Annotated in this window: 9 protein-coding genes and 1 pseudogene; 7 read left to right on the forward strand and 3 right to left on the reverse strand. The window is 63.0% G+C overall.

Going from position 1 to position 11,553, the window contains the following annotated elements; genetic code table 11:
* Positions 1-199 precede the first annotated feature (199 nt).
* Positions 200-3,961: a CheR family methyltransferase gene (locus AB7F49_RS34265; RefSeq protein ID WP_428530700.1), complete on the forward strand. Its 3,762-nt coding sequence runs from the start codon at positions 200-202 to the stop codon at positions 3,959-3,961.
* 94 nt (positions 3,962-4,055) lie between these two features.
* On the opposite strand, the pseudogene AB7F49_RS34270 reads toward AB7F49_RS34265, so the two are convergent.
* From AB7F49_RS34270 to AB7F49_RS34280, 3 genes and pseudogenes are all read right to left on the reverse strand, one after another.
* Positions 4,056-4,202 (reverse strand): annotated as a pseudogene (locus tag AB7F49_RS34270) (DUF3363 domain-containing protein); the annotation flags it as partial.
* A gap of 96 nt (positions 4,203-4,298) precedes the next feature.
* Positions 4,299-4,565, reverse strand: a complete 267-nt coding sequence (locus AB7F49_RS34275) for a conjugal transfer protein TraD (RefSeq protein WP_428530703.1) — start codon at positions 4,563-4,565, stop codon at positions 4,299-4,301.
* A gap of 1 nt (position 4,566) precedes the next feature.
* Complete coding sequence (locus AB7F49_RS34280; protein WP_428530706.1) at positions 4,567-4,893, reverse strand: conjugal transfer protein TraD; 327 nt, start codon at positions 4,891-4,893, stop codon at positions 4,567-4,569.
* Between the two features lie 172 nt (positions 4,894-5,065).
* Between AB7F49_RS34280 and traA the strand changes: the two genes are divergently transcribed.
* From traA to AB7F49_RS34310, 6 genes are all read left to right on the forward strand, one after another.
* Positions 5,066-8,050 (forward strand): Ti-type conjugative transfer relaxase TraA, encoded by a 2,985-nt coding sequence (gene traA / locus AB7F49_RS34285; protein ID WP_428530709.1) that lies wholly within the window; start codon positions 5,066-5,068, stop codon positions 8,048-8,050.
* A 356-nt stretch (positions 8,051-8,406) separates the two neighbouring features.
* A complete protein-coding gene (locus AB7F49_RS34290) occupies positions 8,407-8,649 on the forward strand; it encodes a helix-turn-helix transcriptional regulator (RefSeq protein ID WP_428530724.1) in 243 nt (80 codons plus the stop codon).
* Positions 8,636-8,863 (forward strand): hypothetical protein, encoded by a 228-nt coding sequence (locus tag AB7F49_RS34295; protein WP_428530712.1) that lies wholly within the window; start codon positions 8,636-8,638, stop codon positions 8,861-8,863. The genes AB7F49_RS34290 and AB7F49_RS34295 overlap by 14 nt, the downstream gene beginning before the upstream one ends.
* Before the next feature lie 46 nt (positions 8,864-8,909).
* Complete coding sequence (locus tag AB7F49_RS34300; RefSeq protein WP_428530715.1) at positions 8,910-9,200, forward strand: DUF1778 domain-containing protein; 291 nt, start codon at positions 8,910-8,912, stop codon at positions 9,198-9,200.
* Positions 9,193-9,735, forward strand: coding sequence for a GNAT family N-acetyltransferase (locus tag AB7F49_RS34305; protein WP_428530718.1), 543 nt, complete (start codon positions 9,193-9,195; stop codon positions 9,733-9,735). The genes AB7F49_RS34300 and AB7F49_RS34305 overlap by 8 nt, the downstream gene beginning before the upstream one ends.
* A gap of 26 nt (positions 9,736-9,761) precedes the next feature.
* On the forward strand, positions 9,762-11,438 hold the full coding sequence (locus AB7F49_RS34310; RefSeq protein WP_428530721.1) for a recombinase family protein: 1,677 nt from the start codon (positions 9,762-9,764) through the stop codon (positions 11,436-11,438).
* The last annotated feature ends 115 nt before the right edge of the window (positions 11,439-11,553 follow it).

The raw sequence follows: 11,553 nt of genomic DNA on the forward strand, positions 1-11,553 counted from the left end.
GGTGGATGGGTGGCAGACGCTTTCCACAAAACCCATTGATCAGCCGATTGACCTTGCCGCCTGAAACGATACCTTCATGTTACCGGAGAACGCGCCACTGAATTCCAACCGCATTCCGGACGGCACCCTGACCGGCGCGGTCGATCTTGTTCTACCGCTGGCGAGCATTCCGGACGCGCTCATCAAATTTCATCGGCGAATGGCACTCACGCGCGCAGCGGCGTCCCCCACAAAAAACCCTGCACCGGATTGGTTGCCAGAGATCGTCGATCTGCTCCGGAAAAAAACGGCCCACGATTTCAGGCTCTACAAGGAGGGCACGCTGCGGCGCCGGATCGAGCGCCGCATGGCCATGGCGTCGATCGAGACCGACGACATGGAGCGGTACCTTGATGCGCTGAGAAGCGATGAAAAAGAGCTCGATCGGCTGGCCTCGGATCTGCTCATCAACGTCACCAGCTTCTTCCGCGATCCCGGCGTGTTCGACGTCCTCGCCAAGACGGTCGTTGCTGATCTGGTCAACAACCATTCCATTGATCAGCCGCTGCGTCTCTGGATCGCCGGGTGCAGCACCGGCGAGGAAACCTACTCTCTCGCCATGCTCTTTCGCGAAGAAATCACGGCGGCGAAGCGAGAGATCAAGCTTCAGATCTTCGCCTCCGACGTTGACCCGGATGCCGTCGCGACGGCCAGGGAGGGTCTCTATCCGGAAACGATCGCGGCGGAAGTGTCGACTGCGAGACTTATCCGTTTCTTCTCGAAGGACGAGCACGGCTATCGAATTTTGCCGGAACTACGGGCGACGATCGTCTTCGCGGTGCAGGACGTGCTGGCCGACCCGCCCTTCTCGCGCCTTGACCTGATCTCATGCCGAAATCTGCTTATCTATCTGCGCCCCGAGGCGCAGGAGAAGGTGATCTCGTTCTTCCACTTCGCCTTGCGCGAAGGAGGCGTTCTCCTGCTGGGCAGTGCCGAGACAATCGGCAATTCCAAAGGACGCTTCGAGATCATCTCGAAGGCGGATCGCATCTATCGACATATCGGGCGCGCCCACCCCGGAGAGACGGGTTTTCTGTTCGGATCGGCCGAGGGCGCGCGGCTCCCCGCACGCGCGCCACAGGGCCAAACGCCGTCACGGCAAGTCGCGCTCGCCGAGGGGTGCCGCCGCCTCATCGTCGAGATGTATGCGCCCGCCGCGGTGCTGATCAACAGCAAGCTGGAATGGCTCTATTCCCTGGGACCGACCGAACGCTACCTACGCGTGCCCCAGGGCCCTCCGAGCTACGATCTGCTTACGATGGTGCGCCCACACCTGCGGATCAAGCTCAGGGCGGCGATCCATCATGCCATCCAGGAGAAGGCCCGCATCGTGATCCCGGGCGGCCGGACGAACCACGAAGGCAAGCCTGGTTCGTTCGAGATTGCCGTGCAACCGGCCTTGATCGAAGGCGAGGATCTGCTGCTGGTCTGCTTCATAGAGAGTCCCGCGACGATCCATAAGCGAAGCCGAATGGTTGCGCCGCCCGATCGTGCATATGTCGCGGAGCTCGAGCAACAATTGGAAGCGACACGAACGGAACTGCAAGCCGCAATCCACAGTCTGGAAACATCGAACGAAGAGCAGAAGGCTGTCAACGAGGAGGCCTTATCCGCCAATGAGGAATATCAATCGACCAACGAAGAGCTGCTCACATCGAAGGAAGAGTTGCAGTCGATGAACGAGGAGCTTACGGCCCTCAACAGTCAGCTTCAGGAAACGCTGGAGCGGCAGCGGACGACCGCGAACGATCTCCAGAATATCCTTTACAGCACGGACGTCGCAACTGTTTTCCTCGATCTTGATCTCGGCATCCGTTTCTTTACCCCGGCGACCAAAGCGCTTTTTAATATCATCCCGTCCGACATCGGGCGACCGCTCGCCGACCTCAACTCATTGGCCGACGACGGTGCTCTCCTTGCCGATGCTCGTACGGTGTTGCAAACCCTCGCGCCGATCGAGCGAGAGATTCAGGCCAGGAACGGTCTTTGGTACGTCCGCCGGATACTCCCCTATCGCGCCAAGAATGACGGCGTGGAGGGCGTCGTCATCACCTTCGCCGATATCACGGAGCGCAAACACACGGCCGATGCACTGGAGGCTGCCAAGCGCGAGGCGCAACAGGCCAGTATCGCCAAGTCCCGATTTCTCGCCGCCGCGAGCCATGACCTTCGCCAGCCGCTGCAAGCCCTCAGTTTGATGCAAGGCGCCTTGACCCGGAAGATTCGCGACCACAAGAAGGACGAAGCGCTGGCGCTGGTGACCCGTCTTGACGAAACGGCCGCCGCCATGTCGGGCATGCTCAACACGCTGCTCGATATCAACCAGCTCGAGGCCGGAACGGTCCATCCTGAATTCGTGAGTTTCCCTATCGGCGACATGCTGGAGCAGCTGCGCGATGAGTTCAGCTATCACGCCACAGCCCAGAATCTCATCCTGCGCGTTGTCCCGTGCTGTCTTTCGGTCCATAGCGATCCGCGCCTGCTTGAGCAGATGGTCCGCAACCTGCTGTCGAACGCCTTGAAGTACACTAGGCACGGCAAGGTGCTGCTTGGCTGCCGCCGGCATGGCGGGATGCTCAGGATCGAGATCTGCGATACTGGAGCCGGCATCGCCGAGCAGGATCTTCACGCAATCTTCGACGAGTATCACCAGCTCGATAACGCCGCGCACGAACGCAGCCGCGGCCTCGGTCTCGGACTGTCCATCGTGCAGCGCCTGGCGACCCTGCTTGGTCATCCCGTGCAGGTCCGCTCGCGCCCAGGGAAGGGCTCGATCTTTTCCATTGATGTCATGCTTCCGGCGGCCGGGGTGTCATCAGTGGAAGACCGTCCTCATGTCGCAAGCGGCCTCGCGAATGATGGCGGCCAGCACACCGGCGCGATCCTGGTCGTCGAAGACGACACGGAATTGCGTGAACTCCTCGAAATGATCCTTAAGGAGGAGGGTCATCGTCCGGCAACAGCGCCCAACGGTCCCGCAGCGCTGGAATTGGTCATTCATGGTGGTTTTCAGCCTGACCTAATCCTCGCTGACTACAATCTGCCGAACGGCATGGACGGGCTTCTCGTGACCGCGAAGATTAGAGAGAGACTGCATCGTCATATACCGGTCATTGTTTTGACGGGCGACATTTCGACGGATGCCTTGCGACGCATTGCCGGCCAGGACTGTTTGCAACTCAACAAACCGGTCAAAACGACAGACGTCCTGCAAGCAATCCAGCGCCTGCTTTCCATCGCGCAACCCGCGCTTCATCCGCCGCCGCCGCAGCGGGCTGAAGCCGCCCCGCATTCCGAAACGTCCGTGATCTTCATTGTCGATGACGACGGCCACGTCCGCGACGGGATACGCGACCTGCTCGAAGCCGACGGGCGGGTCGTGGAGGGTTTCGCGAGCTGTGAGGCTTTCCTCGATGCCTATCGGCCCGGTCAGGCAGGCTGCCTGCTGGTCGATGCCTACCTGCCTGGGATGACCGGCCTTGAACTATTGGAACGGCTCCATTGTGCCGGTGATCGGCTGCCCGCTATCATGATCACCGGCAACAGCGACGTGCCGATGGCTGTCCAGGCCATGAAGGCGGGCGCGAGAGACTTCATCGAGAAACCGATCGGCCGCGAGGAGCTCCTTGCCAGCGTCGCGCGCGCGCTCGAACAGGCCCGAGATGCGGCCAAGCTGTCGGCATGGCGAAAGGTAGCGACCGACCACATTGCGAGTCTCACGCCGAGACAGCACCAGATCATGGATCTCGTGCTGGCCGGACACCCCAGCAAGAACATCGCGGCCGATCTCAGCATCAGCCAGCGTACCGTCGAAAATCATCGCGCCGCAATCATGAAGAGAACCGGGGCAAAATCTCTTCCGGCATTAGCGCGCCTGGCGCTCGCTGCGGCCTCCGGGCAAGAGGAGGTGACGAATACCTAGATATGTTGCCCGTCACCGAAGTGGTGCGGCAGGAACCTATCGAGGGAACACGTTGGGTGAACGGTATTGCTCCCTTCAATCGAGACTTGGGCTATTACGCAGCGAGCAGTGGAATGTTGGACACAAGTTGGGCGAAGTCATAGACCAATCCCCTCTGCCGCCCCAACTGCCAGGATACCGAACCGCCCTGAACGACGCCCGCGACTTCGCGGCCAAGCTGGCGGTCGATGATAAACCTCCACAGACGAGGCTATCCGGCCCGTTGCCTTTGCGCGGCAAGCCGCGCGATGACGAGCGGCGCTGGGATATTTGAGGTCTCCGCGCCGCCCGCCATCAGTTACGCCCAATCCCGCGGCGGTTGAGTTCTGTCATGACCGCCTGAACGTTCCGCTGCGAACATCGATCTTCCCCCTTTTTCGAACCATAGCTTGCGCGCGCGTTCGCCGTCTTCGCTTCGGAGCTTGTCGGCCATCCAGATGAGCGCGCCGTAGATGGTGGCGCGATCATCACCGGTGAGGTCCACGATTCCGGCTTTGACGACGAGGCCGCCGAGCTCGATCAGATGCCGGGTGCGTCTGCGGCGTTCGATCTGCCAGCTTCGCATATCATGTCGCGCCCGCGCCGCCTGATGCTGGTTGCGTGCCGCGCGGTTGCGTTTGAGCGCCGCCAGTGTTGCGCTCAATTGCTGGAGCAGTTCGCCGTGCCCGACCTTGAAAAAACGCGGCCCCACGCTTGGCCCATGCCTCCCGCTTTGCGGCGTCCTTGGTTTCGACCAGCACCATCAGAGCGCCCGCGAGTTCGTCGGTGCCGAGGCTATCTGCGCCGGTGGCGATGACGAGTTCGCCAAGCTGCTGCACCTTGCGGCTCTTGAGGTCGCGCGCCTTGTCCTCAAGCGCCTTCAGTTCTGCGTCAAAGTTCCGTGGCTTGCGCATCATCGTCTCCGTAGATTGTCAATGCAGTGATGATAGTTGAGCGACTTGCGGAATGCTGTAAGGTTGCCGGGACAGCTTGCGACGGTCTGGTCCATCCCGAGATTTTTTCGAGGGAGGGCGCGCTTATACGTCGTTCCGACGGGCGCTTGAGCGTGCCAATGATCCGATCGCAATGGCGATCTATCATCTCCACGTCAAGATCATTAGCCGCAAGTCTGGCTCCAGCGCGGTGGCGTCCGCCGCCTACCGCTCGGCCTCGCGGCTGCACGATGAGCGGCTTGGCCGCGATCAGGACTTTACCGCCAAGCGCGGCGTCGTCCATTCCGAGGTGCTGTTGCCGGAGAACGCGCCCGATGTTTGGGAGGATCGTGAACGGCTCTGGAACGACGTGGAGGCGTTCGAGGTGCGCAAGGACGCGCAGCTTGCCCGCGAGGTTGAGTTCGCCATTCCGCGCGAGATGACGCAGGCGCAAGGCATCGAGCTTGCCCGCGACTTCGCACAGGCCGAATTTGTCGATCAGGGCATGATCGCCGATCTGAATGTGCATTGGGACATCAGCGAGGACAGCATGCCCAAACCCCACGCGCATGTCATGCTCACCATGCGGTCGGTTGGCGAAGACGGTTTCGGCCCGAAGGTGCGGGGCTGGAACCGTACGGAAGTGGTGAAGCGCTGGCGGGAACGCTGGGCCGAGCTTGCCAACGAGCGCCTTGCCGAACTCGACATCGACACCCGGATCGACCATCGCAGTTTTGAGGCGCAGGGCATCGCTCTGGAGCCGCAAAGCCAGATTGGCGCGCCTGCTCAGCGCATTGAGGGCGAAGGCATTGAAGCCGCTGACCGCGCGGAGATGCACCGCGAGATTGCCCGCAACAATGGCGCGCGCATCATCGCCGACCCATCGGTGGCGCTCGACGCGATCACACAGCAGCAATCGACCTTCACGCGCCGTGACATGGCGAAGTTCGCGCACCGGCACAGTGACGGCCTCGACCAGTTCAACGAGGTCATGGGCGCGATGCGCGGCTCGCCCGAACTGGTCGAATTGGGCAAGGACGGTCGCGGCGAGGATCGTTTCACCACGCGCGACATGATCGAGGCGGAACAGCGCCTGCACCGCGCTGCCGAACTGATGGCCGATAGAGAGCGCCATGAGGTCAATGACAGGGATAGACTCGACGCTCTTGTGCGTGCGGAACAGCGCGGCCTTGTCCTTTCCGGCGAGCAGGCGGATGCGCTGGCGCATATTACGGACGGGCGCGATCTCGGGATCGTGGTCGGCTATGCCGGGACGGGAAAGAGCGCGATGCTGGGCGTGGCGCGGGAGGCATGGGAAGCGGCAGGCTACGAGGTCCGCGGCGTGGCGCTGTCCGGTATCGCTGCCGAGAATCTGGAAAGCGGATCGGGCATCGCGTCACGCACCATCGCCAGCATGGAGCATGGCTGGGGCCAGGGCCGCGACCGGCTCACCGCCCGCGATGTGCTTGTCATCGACGAGGTCGGCATGGTCGGCACGCGCCAGTTGGAGCGCGTGCTGTCCCATGCCGCCGAGACTGGCGCGAAGGTCGTGCTGGTCGGCGATCCGCAGCAGCTACAATCCATCGAAGCGGGCGCGGCGTTCCGCTCGATCCACGAGCGTCACGGCGGCGTCGAGATCGGCGAGGTGCGCCGCCAGCGCGAGGACTGGCAGCGCGATGCCACCCGTGATCTGGCGACCGGCCGGACCGGCGATGCGATCCATGCCTATGACAGCGGCGGCATGGTGCATGAAGCCCAGACCCGGGAGCAGGCGCGCAGCGACCTGATCGACCGATGGGACCGCGACCGGCAGGCGTCGCCGGACAAGAGCCGCATCATTCTCACCCACACCAATGACGAGGTGCGGGAACTGAACGAGGGTGCGCGGGAACGGATGCGGGCAGCCGGTGATCTGGGCGAGGACGTTCACCTGAAAGTCGAACGCGGCGCGCGCAGTTTTGCCGTCGGGGATCGCATCATGTTCCTGCAAAACGAGCGCAGTCTCGGCGTCAAGAACGGCACGCTCGGCACCATCGAGCACGTCAGCCAGCAATCCATGTCGGTACGTATCGATGACGGACGCAATGTCGCGTTCGACCTCAAGGATTACAACCGCATCGACCACGGCTATGCCGCGACGATCCACAAGGCGCAGGGCATGACGGTGGACCGCACCCATGTGCTGACAACGCCAGGCATGGACGCCCATGGCAGCTACGTCGCGCTGTCACGGCACCGCGATGGCATGGACCTGCATTACGGCCGCGACGACTTCGCCGGTCGGGATCGACTTGTTCGCACCCTGTCGCGCGACCGCGCCAAGGACATGGCGTCCGATTATGAGCGCGCCGATCCGGTGCAAAGCTACGCCGAGCGGCGCGGCATCACCTTCCGCGAGCGCGTCGCCGAGATCGTGCGCAAGGTCGTACCGGAGAAGGTGCGCGGCATGTTCGACAGCCTGCGCCCATCCGCAGATGGAGCGCCTGGTTCAACCGCCGGAGAGCGGCCGGAAAGGGAAAGCGCGGGTGTGGAGGCGCGACGTGATTCCCAAACGCTCGCGAGGGAGGTTACCGATGACCCGGAGGCCGTGCTCCGTCGCGCCCGCACCGAAGCTCTCAAGCGTCATGCCCGCGCCGTCGATGCCATATTCAACACCGAGGACATGGGCGGCAAGGCCAGCCCGGAGCAGCGGAGGGAACTGGTCGATTCCCGCAAAGCCTTCGATGAGGTGCGACCCCATGGTTGGGAGGATGCGGAAGCCGCCTACGCCAAGGACGAAAGCCTTGCCCATGAAGCAGGATCGGGCCGGACTGGCCGCGCCGTCCGTGCCCTTCAGCTTGAGACCGAAATCCGCACTGATCCGAACCGCCGCGCCGACCGCTTCGTCGCGCGCTGGCAGAAGCTCGACCAGACCAGCCAGCGCCAGTATCAGGCCGGCGATATGTCGAGTTACAAATCAACGCGGGCGGCTATGGGAGACATGGCGAAGAGCCTGGAGCGCGATCCGCAACTGGAGTCCATCCTCGCGGGCCGCAAGCGCGAACTCGGCATCGACTTCGAGTCAGGCCGCAGCCTTGGTCGCGAGCTCGCCTTCACTCACGGCATCGACTTCGGCAGAGGGCGAGGACTCGGATTGTGATTGGGGCGCGGCGGCGCAGGGCCGACGCATCTCCGTGCTGGCGACGGTAGGGAGAAAGATCGCTCGCGACGTTTCTCCCTACCGGTCGGGATAAGCATTTCCAAAACTGTCTCCGAACCGCTGGACCGAGCCTCGCTCGTTCAGCCTGAGGCGGAGGCAGTTTGATGCACGGCGTTGTTCCAAAACCGCTGCGCGCACTGTTTGACGACCTGAATCGATTCCGCCGATTGCAAGTATTTGCCGCCGATTCTACGCCACAGCACTACGACGCGAAAAATTCTCTTGCGCGTACGCGACTGCTGGTTCTGTCTGATCTCAACAGCCATCAGAAACAACCAGCAGGAGGCGGCGCAACCATGCGTGAGCCAGATCGTATCGTCCGCATGAAGACCGTTCTGTCCCGAACCGGGCTGTCGCGGTCCACCATCTATCGCAATATCCGTAAGGGCACGTTCCCGCCTCAGATCAAAATCAGCACCAACGGCGCGGGCTGGCGCGAATCCGACATCAACCGCTGGGTCGCCGATCCGGTTGGATGGCGCGCCGCCAACGACAATAATGAACTCGGCGGAAAGGCGGGCAAGCATGGTGCCGGCTGACCCGCCCGATCGCGAGGCGCATCTCACCGCGGCCAACGATAACGGCGATGCTGACAGCCCCGATCCCGAGGCGCTGCGTAAGGTCAACGATGTCGCCCTCCGGCTTGCCCGTATCATCGGCCGCCGCATGGCGCGCGAGGATTTTGCTGCGCGCGTTGCCAAAGCCGCCAACGACAACGCCTCGGAAACCGGCGATGAACAGGAGCCATCTTGATTTTGCCCACTAGTACGGATATTATCCGTACATGAAGGAGACAGCAATGGCCCAGCCCCAATCCAATCGTGACGACCGTATCGAGTTGCGCACCACGCGGGACGAGAAGCGGCTTCTCACCGCCGCCGCCGCCCATGAGCGGCTCGACGTGACCAGTTTCATCATGCGCGCCGCTCTGCCGGCCGCGCGCGATGTAGTCGAACAGGCGGAACGGCTCTCGCTTTCGAAGCGGGATTCGCTGCGCGTGCTCGACCTTCTGGAAAACCCACCGGCCCCGACACCGGCCCTGCTTGCCGCAGCACGCCGCCGGATCGCCAGAGGCCGGAAGCGTGCTTGATTGGCGAGAAGAACCCATCGGACGCGATCATGATCGCAAGGCGTTCGACTGCGGCTCGCCGGAACTGAACGACTATCTGCGCCGGCACGCCCGCCAGAATCACGAGGGCGGTGGTTCCAAGACCTTCGTGGCGGTAGCTGCAACCGCGCCCCAAACCATTCTCGGTTACTACTCTATCAGCCCGGCCTCGATTGCTTTCGCAAAAGTCCCTGTCGCCCTAACCAAGGGGTTGGGGCGCTATGAAGTCGCCGTGTTCCGGCTCGCCCGTCTGGCCGTGGCGCTTTCGATGCAGAGCCAAGGGCTCGGGGGTGACCTCTTGCTTGCAGCGGGTGCGAGGGCGCTCGCCGTGGCGGCTCAGGTCGGTGGCGTGGCGCTGGCGATCGACGCCAAGGATGAGAAGGCGGCGCGCTGGTACGAACGCTTTGGCGCAATGCCGCTGCTCGACAGTAGCCCGCTCAGTCTCATTCTGCCGTTCAAGTCCGTCGTTGATGCTCTGGAAGCCGCCCACCCGGCGCGGCCCACCAAGCGCAAATGACCGAACAGAGGAAGGGAAAAACGCCAATGTCTCGTATCGCCCTTTACGCTCGTTATTCTTCCGACAACCAGCGCGATGCTTCCATCGAAGATCAGTTGCGCCAGTGCCGCGAGCGTGCCACTCGCGAGGGCTGGACTGTCGTGGAGAGCTATTCCGATCGCGCCATCTCGGGCGCTTCGCTGATCCGTTCGGGCATCCAGTCGCTGCTGGCCGACGCGCAGTCAGGCCGCTTCGACATGGTGCTGTCCGAGGCGCTGGACCGCATCAGCCGCGATCAGGAGGACGTGGCCGGCGTCTTCAAGCGCCTGCGTTTCGCGGGCGTGACGATCTTCACCCTCTCCGAGGGCGAGATCAACGAGCTTCATGTCGGTCTCAAAGGCACCATGAACGCGCTGTTCCTGAAAGACCTCGCCATCAAAACCCATCGCGGCATCCGCGGCCGCATCGAGGCCGGCAAGATCGGCGGCGGCAACGCCTATGGCTACCGCGTCATCCGCCAGCTTGACGCACGCGGCGAGCCGATCCGGGGCGAGCGTGAGATCATCGAGGAACAAGCCGAGATCGTGCGACGCATCTTCCGCGAATATGTCGCCGGCAAGGGGCCGCAGCGCATCGCCGCCGATTTGAACCGCGACGGCATCCCAAGCCCCACCGGCAAGCGCTGGAATGACACCACGATCAGGGGCAACCGGATCATCAGTTCCGGCATCCTGAATTGCGAGCTTTACATCGGAGTCATCCGCTGGAATAGGCAGCGAAAACTCAAGAACCCCGACACCGGCCACTTCGCCTATCGGCTCAATCCTGAAAGCGAATGGATACGCTCGGAGGCGCCCGAGCTTCGCATCGTGCCGCAGGAGCTTTGGGACGCCGCCAAGGCAAAGCAGGACGAGTTGACGGCGCGCTACAAGACCCGGATCGAGGCATCGCGCGAGGGCACGAAGCGCAGCCTCGCCCGGAATGGCGCAATGAACGCCACGCATCGCCCACGCACCTTGCTGTCCGGCCTGTTGTTCTGTGGCTGTTGCGGCGGCTCTTATGCCCGTCGCGGGCAGGATCGCTACGCCTGCACCAACCACGTCCTGGGCAACGGCTGCGACAATGCCCGAACCATCGCCCGGGAGGCGTTGGAAGCCCGCGTGCTGACCGGGCTGCGCGAGCGCATGATGACGCCGGACATGGCGGCCGAAGCCATGCGTGCCTACGCGCAGGAAACCAACCGGCTCAATCGCGAGCGCCGCAATACAGCCGACGCCACACGCCGCGAACTTACTGAGACCGCGAAGGCGATCGCCGAGATCGTGCGCGTCATCGAGCAAGGCGGCTGGCACCGTGCGCTATCCGACCGGCTCACCGAGCTTGAGGCCAGACAGGAAAGCCTCACCGCCCGCGTGCCGGACGCCCCGCAGGACGTTCCCGACATGCACCCCGGCATCGCCGAGACCTACCGGCGCAGGATCGAACGCCTGACCGCCGCGCTCGCCCATCCCGACGACGCCGCGGAGGCTGCCGAGGCCATCCGTGAGATTATCGACCGCATCGTCATCGCGCCCGGCCCGACGCGGCGCGACCTCTCCATCACCCTGCAAGGCGAATTGGGCACCATCCTCGACTGGATCGACCGTACCGGAAAACCAGGCTACAAACCCGCGCCTGACACCGCTTCAACGCGATTGTCAGTATCGGTCAAAGCCCGGGCTTGACCCGGGCATCCATCGTCTTTCGAAAAAGGATGGATTGCCGGGTCAAGCCCGGCAATGACGCCGCGGATAGGCAGGGACGTGGCTGCCCCCGATTTAGCCCGCCTTAACCATCGCG

The sequence above is a fragment of the Pseudorhodoplanes sp. genome, assembly GCF_050250235.1.
Classification (GTDB): domain Bacteria; phylum Pseudomonadota; class Alphaproteobacteria; order Rhizobiales; family Xanthobacteraceae; genus Pseudorhodoplanes.

Bases quoted from the DNA above. Each gene is read 5' to 3' on its own strand.
- AB7F49_RS34265 (WP_428530700.1), top strand. From the start codon at position 200: ATGGCACTCACGCGCGCAGCGGCGTCCCCCACAAAAAACCCTGCACCG.
- AB7F49_RS34275 (WP_428530703.1), bottom strand. From the start codon at position 4,565: ATGCGAAGCTGGCAGATCGAACGCCGCAGACGCACCCGGCATCTGATC.
- AB7F49_RS34280 (WP_428530706.1), bottom strand. From the start codon at position 4,893: ATGCGCAAGCCACGGAACTTTGACGCAGAACTGAAGGCGCTTGAGGAC.
- traA (WP_428530709.1), top strand. From the start codon at position 5,066: ATGGCGATCTATCATCTCCACGTCAAGATCATTAGCCGCAAGTCTGGC.
- AB7F49_RS34290 (WP_428530724.1), top strand. From the start codon at position 8,407: ATGCGTGAGCCAGATCGTATCGTCCGCATGAAGACCGTTCTGTCCCGA.
- AB7F49_RS34295 (WP_428530712.1), top strand. From the start codon at position 8,636: ATGGTGCCGGCTGACCCGCCCGATCGCGAGGCGCATCTCACCGCGGCC.
- AB7F49_RS34300 (WP_428530715.1), top strand. From the start codon at position 8,910: ATGGCCCAGCCCCAATCCAATCGTGACGACCGTATCGAGTTGCGCACC.
- AB7F49_RS34310 (WP_428530721.1), top strand. From the start codon at position 9,762: ATGTCTCGTATCGCCCTTTACGCTCGTTATTCTTCCGACAACCAGCGC.